We start from the raw sequence: 17,253 nt of genomic DNA on the forward strand, positions 1-17,253 counted from the left end.
GGAGCATGATTCCACGCCCCCCGGCACCCGCCCTCAGTGCCCCGTGTCAGTGCCCCGTGCGCGCGGCGGCCCCGCGCCCGGCGTGCTCGGCCGGGCGCGGACCGGTGATCCGCTCGGCCGCCAGCCGCCCGGAGATCAGGACCGGGGGGATCCCGACGCCCGGGGTCGTGCCGCACCCGGCGAGCACCGCGTTCGCCGTCCCGCGGACCAGGTTGCGCGGCCGGAACGGGCCGGTCTGGGCCAGCGTGTGCGACGCCGAGAACGGCGTGCCCGCGGCCATCCCGGCGGCCGCCCAGTCCTGCGGGGTCCACATCCGGGTCCAGCTCGGCTGCGCGGAGGGGTCCACCAGCCCGCGGTCGGCGAGCACACCGAACAGCTCCTCGGCGTACGCCGGGCCGACCCGGTCCCAGTCGATGCCGGGCGCGACCGCGGTGTTCGGACACGGGGCGAGCACGCTCATGACCTCGCGTCCGCCGGGCTGCAGCGACGGGTCGGTCAGCCCGGGCCGGGTGACCAGCAGCGACGGGTCGGACATCAGTCGTCCCTCGTCGATGATCTCGCGGAAGGTGCCCGCCCAGGAGCCGCCGAAGGAGATCGTGTGGTGGTGCTGCGCGGTGCCGGGGGCGGGCGTGGGCATCCCGGCGTGCACGACGACGGCGCTGGGCGACCAGCGCAGCCCGACCGGACGCCGCGGGGCCCCGCCGAGCAGGGCGTAGGCCGCGGGCAGCTCCGGGGTGAGCACGACCGCGTCGCACGGGGTCAGCGACTCGTCGGCGCCGTCGGGACCGGTGTGCCGGACCGCGGTGACCCGGTCCCCGGAGCGGTCCAGGCCGGTGACGGTGCGGCCGTAGTGGATCTCGGCTCCCGCGTCGGCGGCGGCGCCGGCCAGTGCGGTGCCCATCATCCGCATGCCGCCGCGCGGGAAGTAGACGCCCGCGACGGTGTCCATGTAGGCGATCACGCCGTAGGCGCCGAGCGCGTCGCGCGGGGAGACACCGGCGTAGAGCGCCTGGAAGGAGAACACCCGGCGCAGCCGCTCGTCGGGCAGGAAGCGGTCGATCCGCTTCCCGAGCCGCCCGAAGCCGCCGAGGGCGGCGAGCCGGGCCAGGTCGGGGCCGAGCAGCGACAGCGGCGAGTCCATGTTCGCGCCGATGAAGTTGTCCATCTCGGCGCGGTAGAGGTCGGTGAGCCAGTGGCGCAGCCGCCGGTACCCGGCCGCGGAGTCCGGGCCGCACTGCTCGCGTATCTCGTGCTCCATCGCGGCGGCGTCGGTGTGTACCGCGATCGCCGAGCCGTCGGCGAACTCGGCCCGGTAGGCCGGGTCGAGGCGGACCAGGTCGAGCCGGTCCGCGGTCGTCTCGCCGACGGCGGCGAACGCGGAGTCCAGCAGCTCCGGCATGGTCAGCACGGTGGGGCCGGTGTCCAGGGCGTAGGTGCCGTGGTCGTCGGTCACGTCGAGCCGCCCGGCGCGCCCGCCGGGGAAGCTCTCCCGCTCGACGATCGTGACGCGGCGGCCCGCGCCGAGCAGGTGCAGTGCTGTCGACAGCCCGGCCAGCCCCGCCCCCACGACGACGACGTGGTCGGTGTGCCCCTCGATCCGCCGCACCCCGCTCACCAGGCCCGCCGGGTCGCGCGCTCGGCCAGCTCGAACAGGTGCGAGCGGCCCGGTTCGGCGACCGGTGCGGAGTCGAGCGCGTCGAGCGCGGCGCCGGTGAGCGCGGCGATCCGCTGCTCCACCGACTGCACCGCGCCCAGCTCCGACAGCGCGGAGCGGGCCCGGTCCAGGCTCGCGGCGTCCAGGTCGGGGTCACCGAGCGCGGAGAGGACGACGTCGGCTGCGGCCCGGTCCCCGCGCTGCTCGGCGCGCTGCAGGGCCGCGGCGACCAGCAGGGTCCGCTTGCCCTCACGCAGGTCGTCCCCGGCGGGCTTGCCGGTGACCCGCGGGTCGCCGAACACGCCCAGCAGGTCGTCGCGCAGCTGGAACGCGACGCCGATGTCGGCTCCGTAGCGCCGGTAGGCCGCGACGACCCGCGGGTCGGCCCCGGCGATCGCCGCGCCCAGGTGCAGCGGCCGCTCCACGGTGTAGGCGGCGGTCTTGAACCGGTCGATGGTCAGTGCGGTCGACTCGGCGGTGTCCCCGGAGGCCTGGGCCAGCACGTCGAGGTACTGGCCGGACAGCACCTCGGTGCGCATCGCCCGCCACGGCTCGGCGGCGCGGGTGTGGGCGCCCTCGGGGAGCGCGGCGGCGTGGAACATGTCGTCGGCCCACACCTGGGCCAGGTCCCCGACGAGGATCGCCACGGCGGCGCCGAACCGCGCCGGCGGTCCGGACCAGCCGTTCGCCGCGTGCATCCGGGCGAACTCCACGTGCACCGTGGGCCGGCCGCGGCGGGTGGAGGAGGCGTCCATCAGGTCGTCGTGGACCAGGGCGCATGCCTGGATCAGCTCCAGCGCGGCGATCGCGCTCAGCACGCCCTGGGCGTGCGGGTCGGCCGGGTCGCCGCCCGCGCCGCGCCAGCCCCACCAGGCGAAGGTGGGCCGCAGCCGTTTGCCGCCGCCCAGGACGAACCCGGCCAGCGCGTCGGCGGCCGCCGCGACGACCGGGTCGATGCCCAGCACCTCGGTGCGGCGGCGGTCCAGGTACCCGGCCAGCACCCGTTCCACGTGCTGGGGCAGCGCGTCGTCGAGCGGCGCCGGACCTGCCGTGGACAGGCCCGGGGATCCGGACGGACCGGACGGTGCGGACACGGGGGAGACGGGGTCGGCCACGACGACCAGGCTATCGGTGCACCCGGGACCCGGCCCGTCGATGCCGCCGTGGTGCACGTCATGGCGGGGCGCGGGCGGTGCGCGCCGGTCGGTGGACGACCGAACGGCGGTGCGCACCGTAAGGTCGTCGGGGTGACGACGACCTTCGCATCCACGGTGACCGAACGGATCAACGTCGACCGCCCCTTCTTCGCGGTGGAGTTCTTTCCCCCCAAGGACGATCGGGGCGAGGCGGAACTGTGGCGCGCCATCCGCCGCCTGGAGGTGCTCGACCCGGCCTACGTGTCGGTGACCTACGGCGCGGGCGGCTCCAGCCGCGACCGCACCGTCCGCACGGTCGAGCGGATCGCCACCGACACCACGCTCTGCTCGATGGCGCACCTGACCGCCGTCTCGCACTCGACCGACGAGCTGCGCCACGTGATCGGGTCGCTGGCCGCCGCGGGCGTCCGCAACATCATGGCGCTGCGCGGGGACCCGCCCGGCGACCCGCTCGGCGAGTGGGTGGCCCACCCCGACGGGCTCGAGTACGCCGACCAGCTCGTCGCGCTGATCAAGCGGTCCGGCCCGTTCTGCGTGGGCGTCGCCGCGTTCCCCTACGGCCACCCGCGCTCGGCCGACCTCGACGCCGACACCGAGCGGCTCGTCGGGAAGTTCCGGGCGGGGGCGGAGTTCGCCGTCACCCAGCTGTTCCTGGAGCCCGACGGCTTCCTGCGGCTGCGCGACCGGGTCGCCGCCGCCGGTTTCGACCAGCCGATCATCCCCGGCATCATGCCGCTGACGTCGGAGAAGACCTTCCACAAGGGGCCCGAGCTGTCGGGCTCACCGCTGCCGGCGGCGCTCGTCGAGCGGCTCGCGCCCTACTCCGGTGACACGGCGGCGTTCCGCGCCGCGGGCATGGAGGTCACCGGTGAGCTGTGCGAGCGGCTGCTCGCCGAGGGTGTCCCCGGGATCCACTTCTACTGTCTCAACCGGTCGACGGCGACGACCGAGCTGGTCGAGCGTCTCGGGCTGGCGCCGCGCGACGAGGGCACCCGGCTCTCCACGCCGGCCTGACCGTCCACGGCGGGGCCCGCACCGGCCCGTCGCGGTGGGCCCGCCCCGGTGGGCAGGGTCCGGCCACCCGGTCCCGGGCGGGACCGCCCGGCCCGGTGGTTCCGGCCCGCCGGACGGGCGGATGGTCAGGAGGCCGGGCGCACCACGTGCAGGTCCGGGGCCGGGCGGGCGCCGACCGGCCCGACATCGGCCCAGGTCGTCTTGCCGCCGCGGTGCCGGCGCACCCCCCAGCGCTGCGAGAGCCTGCCGACGATCTGCAGCCCGCGTCCGCGGGTCGCGGTGGGGTCGTAGGGCTGCTCGCGTCCGCACACGACCGAGCCGTCGCGCACGCGCAGCCGCACCGCGCCGTCGCGCACCCGTGCGGTCACCAGCATCGGGGTGTGCGCGTGGTCGACACCGTTCGCCACCAGCTCGTGCAGCACCAGCGTCGCGTCGCCGACGGTCACGTCGTCCACCAACGGGGTCAGGAACCGCGTCAGCTCGTGCCGGGCCGTGCGGCACGCGGCCGCGTCGGGCTCCACTGTGAGGATCCAGGACTGCGCGGTCACGGGCCCGCCCCCTCCACGTCCTGCCGGGCCGGCCCGCCCGACGCGACCCGATTACCCGATGTGCCCGCCTCGCACACTCCCGCAGTCGCCCACCCGTGGGCGGAGCGGAGCGGGTACGGTCACGGGTCCGACGCGTAGAGCCAACTGCGCGTGCCCGCAGCCGCGAGCACGACGTGGAGGCTCCGCTTGCGCATCGCCGTCATCCGTACCCCCGAGGTCCCGCGAACGTGCGGCGCGGGGATCACCGCCGCCTCGCTGGCCGCCGCCGGTCACGCGGTCCGGGTGTTCACCGACGTCCCCGACGACCCCGACCTGACCGCCCCGGCCGGAGGCGGCACGCTGCGCGTGCAGCCGTGGGAGGCCGGGCAGGACACCGCACTGGCCGCGGCCTGGTCCGACGACCCGCCCCAGGTGGTGCACGCCATCGGACCGCGCGCCGGGGCCGCCGCCGTCGCGACCGGGGTGCCGGTCGTGCAGGTCTATCCGGCCGACTGCCCGGGCCCGGCCGCGATCCCCGCGGCCCGGACCGGGTCCGCGCAGGGGCGGCCCGCGTGCTGGCCTCCAGCGAGGAGCAGCACACCGCCCTGCTGCGCCGCGGGGTGCCGCGGGCGGTGCTGCGGACGGTGCCCGCCGCCGTCGACACCGACGTGTTCACCCCGACGGCCCGGCGCTGCGCCGGGACGACCGGCCGCGGCTGCTCGCGGTCGGCTCGCTGGCCGACGGCGCCGGGATGGACACGGTGATCCGTGCGCTGTCCCGGATCCGCAGCGCCGAGCTGCTCGTCGCCGGCGGCGCGGCGGACCCGGATCCCGACCGCGCACGCCTGTTCGGCATCGCCCGCGAGGCCGGCGTCGCCGGGCGCGTCCGGTTCCTCGGGCCGGTCGAGGGCGGCCTGATGCCGCGGCTGCTGCGCTCGGCCGACGCCGTGGTCGCCGCACCGGAGCGCGACGTCGGGGTCGGGCCGGTCCTGCAGGCGATGGCCTGCGCGCGGGCGGTCGTCGCGACGAGCGTGGGCGGGCTGCAGGACGTCGTGGTCGAGGGGGTGACCGGGGTGCTGGTCCGCCCGTCCCGGCCCGCCGAGCTGGCGGTCGCGCTGCGCGGCGTGCTCGGCGACGACGCCCTGCGCGCCGGGCTCGGGATCGCGGGCCGGGACCGCGCGGTGTCGCGGTTCGACCGGGCGCGGATCGCCGATGCCCTGACCGTCGTCTACGGCGAGCTGGTCGGTGAGCCGGCCGCCGAGCCCGCCGAGGAGGACGACCCCGAGGACCGCACTCCGGTCGGCGCCGCGGGCTGACCCGACGGCCACGCCGGGGCGCGGAGGTCCCGGACCGCGCCCTCGACGGCCGCGTGCCGGTGCGGCCCGGGTGCCCCGGGCCGGCGGATGACCTGGAAGTGCCCGGTACGGCGGACCCGCCGGGCCAGCGCGACGCGGTGCCGGGGCGGGGCGACCAGGCGGCGGTGCACCCGCTGCAGCCCGGCCCCGCCCGCGAGCGCGACCGGCAGCGCCACGACCACGTGCCACCACGACGTCGCCCAGAAGTGCACGGTCGCGACGAACAGCGCGGTCCAGCCGAGCGCGGCCGTCCGGAGCAGCGTCAGCCGCAGGCGCAGCGGCCGGTCGCGGCAGCCGCGTCGCAGGACCGGGGCGGTGCGCGTGAGCACCCACAGCCAGTACAGCGCGAGCAGGGTGAGCGCGAGGTAGCCGGTGACCCGTCGGAGGTCCATGTGGCCCCCCTCGCCCCTGATCTACGCGGTGTTACAGCTCACACACGCAGTGTCGGTATGGGATGCGGTGTCCGGTACCGCCTGCGCCGTGCGAGTGATCATCCGCGTGACTGATGAGCAACGCTAACCGTCTGCTCCTAGCGTGATCGTCATGCGCACAGCCGACGATCAGTGGGACATCACCAGCAGCGTGGGCGCCACCGCTCTGGCCGTCGCCGCGGGGCGGGCGCTGGAGACCCGCCGCGCCGACCGGCTGGTCGACGACCCCTACGCCCAGCGGTTCGTCGACGCGGCCGGGACGCTGTCGGCGGCGCCGCGGGACCCGGACGACGCCACCGACCCGTGGGTCGTGCAGGCCGGCTACCAGGGCGTGCGCTCCCGGTTCTTCGACGAGGCCCTGACCGGCGCCGGGACGACCCAGGTCGTGCTGCTCGCCGCGGGCCTCGACGCGCGGGCCCTGCGCCTGCCGTGGCCCGCCGGGACCACGGTGTTCGAGGTCGACCAGCCCACGGTGCTGGACTTCAAGGACGGGGTCGTCGCCGAAGCGGGGATCACGCCGACCGCGCGCCGGGTCACCGTGCCGGTCGACCTGCGCCACGACTGGCCCGCCGCGCTCACCGCGGCCGGCTTCCACCCGGACCGGCCGACCGCCTGGCTGGCCGAGGGCCTGCTGCCCTACCTGCCCGCCGCCGCCGAGCGGCTCCTCTTCGAGCGGGTGCACGCGCTGTCGGTGCGGGGCAGCCGGATCGCCGTCGAGCACTTCGGCGACCAGGTGGAGCGCATCGCGGACGATCCGTCGTTCCGCGAGGCGGCCCAGGAGATGCTGCACACCACCGACGTCCGCGAGCTGTTCTTCCCCGAGCCCCGGGCCGAGTCCTGCGACGACTGGCTCCGCCACCACGGCTGGACCGTCACCGCCCGCCCGGTCCGCGAGGTCGCCGCGGGCTACGGGCGGCCGCTGCACGACACGGTCACCGACACCCTCGGCTCGGCGACGCTGCTGTGGGCCGACCGGCCCTGAGCGGCGGGCTCAGCGGGCGGCACGGGCGTCGACGAGCAGGGCCAGGTGCAGCGCGGTCCGCACCTCGGGGTCGGTGAGCTCGAGGCCCAGCAGGCCGGACAGGCGGCGCAGCCGGGCGTAGGCGGCGGGGCGGCCCACCCCGAGCCTGCGGGCGACGTCGGCGACGACCCCGCCCGCCCCGACCAGGGCCCACAGCGTGTCCCGGGCGTCGGCGCGCGCCGGGCGGGCAGCGCCGCCACCGGGCCGAGCACGTCCGCGGCGAAGCCGAGCAGGGCCGGGTCGTCGCCGAGGCGGTGCACCAGCCCGCGCAGCGCGGGTACCCGGACGGGGCCGCGGCCGCCGGTCGCGGCGTGCGCGGCCGCGTCGTCGCGGGCCCGGCGCAGCAGATCCGTCACGGCGGCGAACGGGCCGGGCCCGGCCGTCGCCGCGGCCACCGTGGCGGGCAGCGCGGCGAGCAGCGGGCCGCCGTCGCCGGGCACGAGCACGACCAGCTCACCGGGTGCGGGGGAGACCACCGTCGCCCCCGGCGCGACGACGGCGAGCGCCGCGTCGACGGCCTGCTCCGGGTCGGCGGCCCGACCGGGGCGTCGTCTTCGGCCGGGCGCAGCGCCACCACCGACAGCGGACCCTCGGTGTCCAGCCCGGCGGCGCGGGCCCGCACCGCCAGCCGTCCGGCGTCGGACGGCACCGCGACGGCCAGGTCGGCCACCACCGCGTCGCGGGCGGACCGCAGCAGGCCCTCGGGCGACGGGTCGAGCAGCGACACCGCGTCCGCGGCGGCGTCGAGCAGTGCGCGGACCCGGTCGGCGGTGCCCGGCGTCGGTCGCGACGGCACCGCCAGCCGCCCCACCGTGCGCCGGGCCGCCCGACCGGCGCGGTCGCCCAGCCCTCCGGCCCGGCGGGCCCGGCCAGCCGTGAGCGTGCCGCCCAGTCCCGCAGGTCCGGTCCGCCCGCGGTGAGCAGCACCCGGTGCGCGAGGTCCTCGCACACCACGGGCGCGTCGATCCGGCGGGCCAGCTCGCCGACCACGCGCGCCGGCGGCACCCGGTGCAGGGCGAGCGAGCGGAACGCGGCCTCGACGCCCGGCGGCCCCGGGTCGTCGTCGCGGTGGGTGACCTGCCCCAGCACGCCCGCGACGATCTCGGCGAAGCGCACCGTGCGCCGCAGCTCCACCAGCGGGAACCCGGCCGCCCGGGCGGCCTGCACCAGCCCGGCGGGCAGCGACGGCAGCTGACGGCCGATCTCCACGACCAGCCCGACCGCCCCGGCGGCCCGCAGCGCGTCGACGTAGCGGGCGGGGACGGTGGTCGGGTCGGCCACCGGCACCCCGACCGAGAGCACCAGCACCCCCGGCGGCAGCGTCCCGGCCGGGTCGGCGACCTCGCTGACGTGCACCCAGCGCACCGGCGTGCCCAGCGCCGCCCGCCCGGCCCGTACGGCGGGCGCCCCGGCCCGGACCTCCGGACGGGCCAGCACGTCGGCGATGGTCGGGTGCACCGGGATCCACTCCGTCCGCCGCGCGGTCGAGGACGATACGGATCGTATCCCTGACCGGGGTCGCCGTGGCGCCGACGATCAGAGGCGTACCGCGCCGCTACCGAGGGAGCCCCACGTGACCGCCGTCGAGAACGCGACCCGGACCGAGGCCGGAGCCACCCCGGACGCGCCCGTCCTCTCACCGCACGCCGACGCCGCCGGGCGGCATCTCTGGATGCACTTCGCCCGGATGCACGGCCGGGACGGCGCTGCCCCGATCCCCGTCATCACCCGCGGCGACGGCGTGCACCTGTGGGACGACCGCGGCCGCCGCATCCTCGACGGCCTCGCCGGCCTGTTCGTCGTGCAGGCCGGCCACGGGCGGCGTGAGCTGGCCGAGGTCGCCGCGAAGCAGGCGTCGGAGCTGGCGTTCTTCCCGGTCTGGGGCTACACGACCCCGCCCGCGGCCGAGCTCGCCGAGCGGCTGGCCCACCTCGCCCCCGGCGACCTGAACCGGGTCTTCTTCACCTCCGGCGGCGGCGAGGCCGTCGAGAGCGCCTGGAAGGTGGCCAAGCAGTACTTCAAGCTCCGCGGCCGCCCGCTCAAGCACAAGGTGATCTCCCGGGCGACGGCGTACCACGGCACCACCCACGGGGCGATGGCCGTGACCGGGCTGCCCGCGATGAAGAAGGACTTCGAGCCGCTGGCGCCCGGCGGGTTCCGCGTACCCAACACCAACCTCTACCGCCACCCCGAGTTCGACGGCGACGCCGAGGCCCTGGGCCGCTGGGCCGCCGACCGGATCGAGGAGGCCATCGCGTTCGAGGGCGCGGACACCGTCGCCGCGGTCGTGCTGGAGCCGGTGCAGAACTCCGGCGGCTGCCTGACCGCGCCGCCGTCGTACTTCGCCCGGGTCCGCGAGATCTGCGACCGGCACGACGTGCTGCTCGTCGCCGACGAGGTGATCACCGGCTTCGGCCGCCACGGCGTCCCGTTCGCCAGCGCGAAGTTCGGGTTCACCCCGGACATCATCACCTGCGCGAAGGGCATGACCTCCGGCTACGGGCCGCTGGGCGCGATGATCGCCTCGGAGAAGGTGATCGAGCCGTTCCTCGCCCCCGGCGTCACGTTCCCGCACGGCTACACCTGGGGCGGGCACCCGGTCTCGGCCGCCGTCGCGCTCGCGAACCTCGACCTCATGGAGCGCGAGGACCTCTACGGCAACGTCCTGGCCCACGCCGGCGCGTTCGGCGCGACCCTCGACCGGCTCCGTGACCTGCCGATCGTCGGCGACGTCCGCGGCGACGGCTACTTCTGGGCGATCGAGCTCGTGCGGGACCGCGACACCCGGGAGTCCTTCGGCCCGCAGGAGCGGGAGCGGCTGGTGCGCGGGTTCCTGCCCGGGGCGCTGTTCGAGGCGGGCCTGTACTGCCGCCCCGACGACCGCGGCGACGTCGTGATCCAGCTGGCGCCGCCGCTGATCGCCGGGCAGCCCGAGTTCGACGAGATGGAGCAGATCCTGCGGCACGTGCTCACCGAGGCGCAGAAGATCGTGTGAGTCGGCGGTCGACCGCCGCGTCGGGTTGTTGCCGAACCCGCGGGTAACTAGGTTGACCCCCGCAGGCGCCGCACCGCGGCGGGGCATGCCGACGGGGGGCTCCATGACGACCGACGACCTCACCGGCGGACGCGAGGTCGTGGTGACCCAGGCGCGGTCGCACACCGAACGCGGCATCCTGCGGCGCTGGGCCGAGGAGCGGCACCCGGGCGCGGCGGTCGTCGGGATCGGGGCGAACGGCGAGGTCCCGTCCGAACTGGGAGAGGCCCTGCACGGCGACGACACGGTGATCGTCCCGGCCCGCGTGGCCTGGGTGACCCCCGAGCCCGAGGACGGCGGCCCGGTCCGCAAGCTCACCGGGCTCGCGACGTCGGCGGTGATGCGGATGGCGTGGTCGCCGCTGCACCCGTCGATGGCCCGGCACCGCCCGGACGCGGCGCGCGTCGTGGCGGGGGAGCCGGCGACCGTCGCCGACCTGGTGTCGCGGTTCGTCGCCCAGGAGAGCGGTCGGCCGGGCAGCAACGGCTTCACCCGGTTCGTCGCCCGCCAGGCCGTGCTGGCCTGCGACCGCGCGGAGCGGCGCATCCTCGGCGACCGCTACAAGGTGCCGCGCCGGATGGTCGAGCAGATCACCTCCTCGGCCCGGTTCCCGGCCCTGGTCGAGCGGCTCGCGCGCCAGACCGGCAGCCCGGCCACCGAGGTCGAGCAGCGCCTGGAGTCCTGCCTGCACGAGATGGCCGCCGTGCAGAGCCCGCCCGCCATCGACCTCTTCCGGGCGATGATGGGGCCGATGCACGCCAAGGCCTGGGACGTGCAGGTCGACGAGTCCGGGCTGGAACGGCTGCGCGAGCTGAACAAGGAGCACGCGCTGGTGTTCCTGCCCAGCCACCGCTCCTACGCCGACCCGCTGCTGTTCGCCGAGGTGCTGCACGACCGCAACTTCCCGCGCAACCACGTCCTGGGCGGCAACAACCTGTCGTTCTGGCCGATGGGATCGCTGGGGCGCCGCGCCGGGATCGTGTTCATCCGCCGCACCTTCGGCGGGGACACCGTCTACAAGGCCGCGATCCAGGAGTACCTGGGGCATCTGCTCGCCAAGCGCTTCAACCTGGAGTGGTACATCGAGGGCGGCCGCAGCCGCACCGGCAAGCTGCGCAAGCCCCGCATCGGGCTGCTGCGCTACCTGGTGTCCGCGCTGGAGGAACGCCCCGAGCTCGACGCGGTGCTCGTCCCGGTGTCCATCGTCTACGACCAGCTGCACGAGGTCGGCGCGATGGCCGCCGAGCAGCGCGGCGGGCAGAAGAAGGCGGAGGGACTGGGCTGGCTCTACGGCTACTTCCGCGACCAGCGCCGCCACATCGGCACCGCCCGGGTGCGCTTCGCCGAGCCGTTCGCGCTGCGCCGTGCGCTCGCCGACGCCGGCCCCGGCCGGGCCCAGCTGGAGAAGGTCGCCTTCCGGGTGTGTGCGGGTATCAACCGCGTCACCCCGGCGACGGCGACCTCGCTCGCGACGTTCGCGCTGCTCTGGGCGCAGGACCGGGCGCTGACCCTGCAGCAGGTCCGGGAGGTCGTCGCGCCGCTGGCGGACTACCTGGAGGCCCGCGGCATCCCGGTGCCGATCGCCGAGCTGCGGACCCGGCACGGCCTGCGGATGACACTCGACCGGCTCGCCGAGGCCGGGGTCGTCACCGTCTACGACGGCGGCACCGAGCCGGTCTTCGCCGTCAGCACCGGCCGCCATCACGTCGCCGCGTTCTACCGCAACGGCGCGCTGCACCACCTGCTCAACCGGGCGATGCTGGAGATCGCGCTGCTACGCGTCGGCGACGCCGCCCCCGACGAGGACATCGTCGAGGTCGCGTGGCGCGAGCTGGCCCGGCTGCGCGACCTGCTCAAGTTCGAGTTCTTCTTCTCCACCCGCCGCGAGTTCCGCGCCGAGATCATCGGCGAGCTGGACCTGGTCGACCCGCAGTGGCGGACCCGGGCGGCCGACCCGGCCGACGTGCGCGGTGCGCTCCGCCAGGCTCCGCTGCTGGTCGCGCCGGGCGTGCTGCGGTCGTTCCTCGACGCCCAGCTCGTCGTCGCCGACCGGCTGGTCGCGCTGGGCGAGGAGCCGATGGCCGAGGAGAAGGAGTTCCTGGAGGACTGCCTCGGCGTCGGCCGGCAGATGCTGCTGCAGCAGCGGCTCGACCGCGCCGACTCGGTGTCGCGCGAGCTGTACGCCACCGCCGTGCGTCAGGCCGACAACCGCGACCTGCTCGGCGAGCCGGGGTCCGGCGCGGCCGGGGCGTCGCTGGGGGAGCGGCGCGCCGCCTGGCTGGCGGAGGTCACCGCGGTGATCCACGATCTGGGACGGCTGGGCGAGCTGCAACGCGCCCGCCTCGAGGTGGTCCTCGGCTCCGGCGGGACGACGGCGTCCGAGGCGGTCCCGGCGTCACCGGTGGTCCCGCCCTCCGGGGCGAAACAGCGTGCGGAAGGGGATACGGGTGTCGCCAGCTGACGGGACGCCGGCCGGGGACACCCGGGACCGGCTCCGGGCCATCCGGGAGGCGGAGCCGGGACCGGGGACGGTCGCGTACTTCGACTACGACGGCACCGTCATCGACGGCTACTCCGCGGGGGCCTTCTACCGCAAACGGCTGCGCGAGTTCGACGTCGGGCCGGTCGAGATGGTCCGCACCGTGCTGTCGGGCATGCGCGGGATCCGCACCGACGACGACTTCAAGGAGTTCCTCTCCATCACGCTCGCGACCTGGAAGGGCCGCAGCGAGGACGAGCTCCACGCCCTCGGGCGGACGCTGTTCCGCGACGAGATCGCGGGCTCGCTGCACCCGGAGGTGTGGGAGCTGGTCGCCGCGCACCAGGAGCAGGGCCACCAGGTCGTGATGGCGTCCTCGGCGACGCGGTTCCAGGTGCAGCCGATGGCCGACGAGCTCGGCGCGGACCGGGTGCTGTGCACCGAGCTGGAGGTGCGCGACGGCGTGCTCACCGGCCGGGTCGCGGGCACCTCGCTGTGGGGCACCGGCAAGGCCGAGGCGGTCCGCGCCGACGCCGCCGCGCACGGTGTCGACCTGGCGGGCTGCTTCGGCTACGCCAACGGCACCGAGGACGCGGAGTTCCTGTCCGCCGTCGGCCACGCGGTCGCGGTGTCACCGACCGACTCGCTGCGCGCGCTCGCCCGCGAGCGGGGCTGGCCGGTGCTCGACTGCGCACCCCGCGGCGGGCTGTTCCCCAGCGTCACCGACGTCGCCCGCACGGCCGTCTTCTACGGCGGCATGGCCGGCGGGCTGGCCGCCGCGGCCGGGGCCGGGCTGCTGCACGGCTCGCGCCGCCGGTTCGTCGACATGGCCGGCTCGGTCGGTGCCGACGTCGCGTTCGGGCTCGCCGGGATCGACGTCGAGGTGACCGGCGCGGAGTACCTGTACTCCGCCCGTCCGTGCGTGTTCGTGTTCAACCACCAGTCCAAGTTCGACGTGCCGGTGCTGATGAAGCTGCTGCGCGAGAGCTTCACCGGCGTCGCCAAGAAGGAGGCCGCGCAGATCCCCGTGTGGGGGCAGCTGTTCTGGGCCGCCGACGTCGCGTTCATCGACCGCTCCAACTCCCGCGCCGCCCGCGCGGCGCTGCAGCCGGCCGTCGACAAGCTGCGCGACGAGGGGATCTCCCTCGCGATGGCGCCGGAGGGCACGCGCTCGCCGACGCCCCGGCTCGGCCCGTTCAAGAAGGGCGCGTTCCACATCGCGATGCAGGCCGGGGTGCCGATCGTGCCCGTGGTCATCCGCAACGCCGGGGAGATCATGTGGCGCGGCGCCCAGACGTTGCGCGGCGGGACCGTGCAGGTCGCCGTGCTGCCCCCGGTGGACACCTCGTCCTGGGTCCCCGAGGACGCCGGGAAGTACGCCGAGGAGGTCCGCGGCCGGTTCCTCGACACCCTCGCCGCGTGGCCGGAGCGCCGCATCGCCCAGCAGTACGACCGCAGCGACCACAGCCAGGAGGACCCGGCATGAGCGACGCCCCGGCGGGCTGGGGTTCGGCCCGCGAGATGTCGCCGTTCGAGGTCATGATGTGGCGGGCCGAGGGCGACGACCCCCGTTTCCGGTCCCCGGTCCTGGCGGTCGAGCTGCTCGACGCCAAGCCCGACTGGGACCGGCTCGTCGCCGCCGTGGACTGGGCGACGCGGATGGTCCCGCGCTTCCGCGAGCGCATCCGGGAGCCGCTGGGCGGGCTCGGTACGCCGTACTGGATCCACGACCTCGAGTTCGACCTGCACTACCACCTGCGCCGGGTGCGGATCCCCGGCGCCGGACCGGGCTTCTGGGCGGAGCTGTCCCCGATCGCCGAGCAGTTCATGATGACCCCGTTCGACCGCGAGCGGCCGCCGTGGGAGGCCATGCTCGTCGAGGGGCTGCCCGGCGGGCGTGCGGCGTTCCTGCTGAAGCTGCACCACGTGCTCACCGACGGCCTGGGCGTGGTCCAGCTCCTGTCGCAGCTGCACAGCCGCAAGCGGGAGCACGACGACACCAAGCCGCAGCCCGCCGCGCCCGAGCCGACCTCGCCCGACCCGCTCGCCGAGGTCGACCGGCTGGTCCGCCGCGAGGCCGGGATCGTCCCGGCGGCCGCCCGTGCCGCCCGCGACGTCGTCGGCGCCCTCACCCACCCGCTGTCGGCGGCCCGCGACACCGCCCGCTACCTGGACTCGGCGCTGCGGGTGCTGTCCCCGCCCCCGGGCAGAGGTTCGGAGCTGCTGCGACCGCGGGGCATGTCCTGGCGGTTCGTGGCGCTCGACGTCGACTTCGCCGACCTGCGGGCGGCGGGCAAGTCGGTGGGCGGCTCGTTCAACGACGCCTTCGTGGCCTCGCTGCTCGGCGGGTTCCGGCTCTACCACGAGGCGATGGGGCACCCGGTCACCGGCGACGCGACGCTGCGCACCTCGGTACCGGTGTCGGTGCGCCGCGAGGGCGACGCCGCAGGCGGCAACCGCTGGGCACCGGCCCGGCTCGCCGCGCCGATGGGCATCGTCGACCCGGCCCGGAGGATCCGGGAGGTGGGGGAGCAGATGCGTGCGGCCCGCGAGGAGCCCGCACTGGAGAGCCCCGACGTCGTCGCGCCGCTGCTGGCCCGGCTGCCCGGCCCGCTGCTGACCCTGGTCGCGGGCGGGTCGACGCAGGGCAACGACCTCCAGGCGTCGAACGTACCGGGGCTGCGGTCCGAGGCGTTCCTCTGCGGCGCTCGGATCGACCGCGTCTACCCGTTCGCGCCGCTGCCCGGCTGCGCCGCGATGATCTCCGTGGTCACCCACGGGGACCAGTGCTGCGTCGGCGCGAACGTCGACGCGGCCGCCATCACCGATCGCGAGGAGTTCGCCCGCTGCCTGGCCGGCGGTTTCGCGGAGGTCCTCGCGCTGCAGCCCGGGGCCGCGGAGCCCATGATCGTCGGATGAGCGCGTACCACGTCGGCGGCTCGGGGGAGCCGCTGCTGCTGCTCCACGGGATGACCTCGTCGTGGCGGGCCTGGAAGCCGTTGCTGCCGATGCTGGAGGAGCACCACGAGGTCTGGGCGGTGACCATTCCCGGCCACCTCGACGGCCCGCCGATGCCCGAGGGCGAGTTCAGCGTCGACCTGCTGGTCGACGGCCTGACCGAGCAGCTCGACGCGATCGGCGTGCCCGAGCGGCCGCACGTGGTCGGCAACTCCCTCGGCGGCTGGGCCGCGCTGGAGCTCGCCCGTCGCGGCCGGGCCCGGTCGGTCGTCGCGCTGTCCCCGGCCGGGGCCTGGTCGGTGCCCGCGGACCTGTACCGGCTGCTCGCGACGTTCCGGATCGGGGCGCTGCTCGCCGGCTGGGCACCGGTGCGCGCGCTGGCCTCGTGCGGGGTGATCCGCAGGCTGCTGCTGCTCACCCTGGCCGAGCACACCGACCGCTACACCCCCGAGGAGGTCGCGGAGCTGTTCGACGACCTCGCCGGCTGCACCATCCTGGAGCCGCTGCTGTCCGCGGCCCGGATGGACACCGCGATCGCCCCGTTCGAGCAGCTGCCCTGCCCGGTGCGGATCGCCTGGTCCGGCTCCGACCGCACCATCCCCTACGGCCGCTACGGCCGCCCGATGATGGACGCCGTCCCCGGCGCCGAGCTGGTGGTGCTCCCCGGCGTCGGGCACGTGCCGATGGTGGACAACCCGGCCCTGGTGGCCTGGACGATCCTGCAGCACACCCGCTACCAGGTCGCGTCGTGACCGGCTCCGGCAACGCCCCCGCCGACCTCTCCGCCGCCCTCGACGGCTGGGCCCCCGGACCGCTCGTCGGCACCGACACCGTCACCCCGTGGTCGGTCGCCGCGTTCTCCGGGCTGCTCGACCTCGACCCGGTCGCTGCCGACGGGGACCCGCTCCCGCCGCTGTGGCACTGGCTCGCCTTCCTCGACACCCCGCCGATGTCCGCGCTCGGCGAGGACGGCCACCCCCGCGAGGGCCACTTCCTGCCGCCGGTCCCGGACCGGCGACGCATGTTCGCCGGCGGACGCCTGACCTGGCACGCCCCGTGGCGGGTCGGCGAACCGGTGACCCGGCGCCAGGAGCTCGGCCCGGTCCGGGTCAAGCAGGGCCGCAGCGGCGAGATGGCGTTCGTGACGACGCGGGCGGAGTTCCGCCGCGGCGACACGCTGCTCTGCGTCGAGGAGCAGGACATCGTCTACCGCTCGCAGCCGGCCGGCACCGTCCGGGGCACGGTCGCGCCGGACCCGGCGCCGCGCCCGGAGCACGAGTGGGCCTTCACCGTGCCGACCGGCCCGGAGCTGCTGTTCCGGATGTCGGCGCTGACCTACAACACCCACCGCATCCACTACGACCTGCCCTACGTCACCGGCGTCGAGGGTTACCCCGGCCTGGTCGTGCACGGCCCGCTGTTCGCCCTGCTCGGCCTGGAGATCGCGCGCCGCCACCGCCCGACGGCGTTCGTGCGCGGCTTCGGGTACCGCCTCACCGCACCGGCCTTCGCCGGCGCCGACGTCTGGGTCGGCGGGACCCCGGACGGGGACCGCATCGACGTCGCGGCCGGGTCCGACGGGGCACCGGAGTCGGTGCGGGGGAGCATCGAGCTCGCGACCTGA

The 17,253-nt window shown here is 75.9% G+C and carries 16 protein-coding genes; 10 read left to right on the forward strand and 6 right to left on the reverse strand.

From position 1 onward, the window contains the following. Positions 1 to 46: 46 nt before the first annotated feature. The gene (gene crtI, locus AC0GKK_RS24440) at positions 47 to 1,606 is read right to left on the reverse strand and encodes a phytoene desaturase family protein (protein ID WP_073574433.1); all 1,560 of its coding nucleotides are present in this window, start codon (positions 1,604 to 1,606) and stop codon (positions 47 to 49) included. Positions 1,607 to 1,611: 5 nt separating this feature from the next. Beyond that, positions 1,612 to 2,712 (reverse strand): polyprenyl synthetase family protein, encoded by a 1,101-nt coding sequence (locus tag AC0GKK_RS24445; RefSeq protein WP_489884061.1) that lies wholly within the window; start codon positions 2,710 to 2,712, stop codon positions 1,612 to 1,614. A 189-nt stretch (positions 2,713 to 2,901) separates the two neighbouring features. Between AC0GKK_RS24445 and AC0GKK_RS24450 the strand changes: the two genes are divergently transcribed. Then, the gene (locus tag AC0GKK_RS24450) at positions 2,902 to 3,825 is read left to right on the forward strand and encodes a methylenetetrahydrofolate reductase (protein ID WP_489882619.1); all 924 of its coding nucleotides are present in this window, start codon (positions 2,902 to 2,904) and stop codon (positions 3,823 to 3,825) included. Between the two features lie 125 nt (positions 3,826 to 3,950). Here AC0GKK_RS24450 and AC0GKK_RS24455 read toward each other — a convergent pair whose 3' ends face one another. After that, positions 3,951 to 4,373: an ATP-binding protein gene (locus AC0GKK_RS24455; protein ID WP_346104343.1), complete on the reverse strand. Its 423-nt coding sequence runs from the start codon at positions 4,371 to 4,373 to the stop codon at positions 3,951 to 3,953. Between the two features lie 551 nt (positions 4,374 to 4,924). Between AC0GKK_RS24455 and AC0GKK_RS24460 the strand changes: the two genes are divergently transcribed. Both AC0GKK_RS24460 and AC0GKK_RS24465 read left to right on the forward strand, forming a co-directional pair. Next, positions 4,925 to 5,116: a hypothetical protein gene (locus tag AC0GKK_RS24460; protein WP_489882620.1), complete on the forward strand. Its 192-nt coding sequence runs from the start codon at positions 4,925 to 4,927 to the stop codon at positions 5,114 to 5,116. Then, positions 5,104 to 5,667, forward strand: coding sequence for a glycosyltransferase (locus AC0GKK_RS24465; protein ID WP_489882621.1), 564 nt, complete (start codon positions 5,104 to 5,106; stop codon positions 5,665 to 5,667). Before AC0GKK_RS24460 ends, AC0GKK_RS24465 begins: the two co-directional genes overlap by 13 nt. Here AC0GKK_RS24465 and AC0GKK_RS24470 read toward each other — a convergent pair. Next, entirely contained in the window at positions 5,580 to 6,098 is a 519-nt protein-coding gene (locus AC0GKK_RS24470; protein WP_489882622.1) for a hypothetical protein, read from the reverse strand. The two genes, AC0GKK_RS24465 and AC0GKK_RS24470, sit on opposite strands and share 88 nt — an antisense overlap. Before the next feature lie 151 nt (positions 6,099 to 6,249). Between AC0GKK_RS24470 and AC0GKK_RS24475 the strand changes: the two genes are divergently transcribed. Next, positions 6,250 to 7,119, forward strand: a complete 870-nt coding sequence (locus tag AC0GKK_RS24475) for an SAM-dependent methyltransferase (RefSeq protein ID WP_489882623.1) — start codon at positions 6,250 to 6,252, stop codon at positions 7,117 to 7,119. 9 nt (positions 7,120 to 7,128) lie between these two features. On the opposite strand, the gene AC0GKK_RS24480 is transcribed toward AC0GKK_RS24475, so the two are convergent. Further along, positions 7,129 to 7,314 carry a helix-turn-helix domain-containing protein gene (locus tag AC0GKK_RS24480; RefSeq protein WP_489884062.1) on the reverse strand — a complete coding sequence of 62 codons (186 nt, stop codon included), beginning with the start codon at positions 7,312 to 7,314 and terminating at the stop codon, positions 7,129 to 7,131. Between the two features lie 297 nt (positions 7,315 to 7,611). After that, positions 7,612 to 8,616, reverse strand: a complete 1,005-nt coding sequence (locus AC0GKK_RS24485) for a PucR family transcriptional regulator ligand-binding domain-containing protein (RefSeq protein ID WP_489882624.1) — start codon at positions 8,614 to 8,616, stop codon at positions 7,612 to 7,614. 214 nt (positions 8,617 to 8,830) lie between these two features. Between AC0GKK_RS24485 and AC0GKK_RS24490 the strand changes: the two genes are divergently transcribed. From AC0GKK_RS24490 to AC0GKK_RS24515, 6 genes are all read left to right on the forward strand, one after another. Next, the gene (locus tag AC0GKK_RS24490) at positions 8,831 to 10,153 is read left to right on the forward strand and encodes an aspartate aminotransferase family protein (RefSeq protein ID WP_489884063.1); all 1,323 of its coding nucleotides are present in this window, start codon (positions 8,831 to 8,833) and stop codon (positions 10,151 to 10,153) included. Positions 10,154 to 10,256: 103 nt separating this feature from the next. Next, positions 10,257 to 12,653, forward strand: coding sequence for a glycerol-3-phosphate 1-O-acyltransferase (locus tag AC0GKK_RS24495; RefSeq protein ID WP_489882625.1), 2,397 nt, complete (start codon positions 10,257 to 10,259; stop codon positions 12,651 to 12,653). Beyond that, positions 12,640 to 14,157, forward strand: coding sequence for an HAD-IB family hydrolase (locus AC0GKK_RS24500; RefSeq protein ID WP_346103608.1), 1,518 nt, complete (start codon positions 12,640 to 12,642; stop codon positions 14,155 to 14,157). Before AC0GKK_RS24495 ends, AC0GKK_RS24500 begins: the two co-directional genes overlap by 14 nt. Next, on the forward strand, positions 14,154 to 15,590 hold the full coding sequence (locus tag AC0GKK_RS24505; protein ID WP_489882626.1) for a wax ester/triacylglycerol synthase domain-containing protein: 1,437 nt from the start codon (positions 14,154 to 14,156) through the stop codon (positions 15,588 to 15,590). Before AC0GKK_RS24500 ends, AC0GKK_RS24505 begins: the two co-directional genes overlap by 4 nt. Next, on the forward strand, positions 15,587 to 16,381 hold the full coding sequence (locus tag AC0GKK_RS24510; protein WP_489882627.1) for an alpha/beta fold hydrolase: 795 nt from the start codon (positions 15,587 to 15,589) through the stop codon (positions 16,379 to 16,381). The genes AC0GKK_RS24505 and AC0GKK_RS24510 overlap by 4 nt, the downstream gene beginning before the upstream one ends. Further along, positions 16,378 to 17,253, forward strand: a complete 876-nt coding sequence (locus tag AC0GKK_RS24515; protein WP_489882628.1) for an HTD2 family dehydratase — start codon at positions 16,378 to 16,380, stop codon at positions 17,251 to 17,253. Before AC0GKK_RS24510 ends, AC0GKK_RS24515 begins: the two co-directional genes overlap by 4 nt.

It is taken from the genome of Pseudonocardia sp. P-1 (assembly GCF_058111925.1).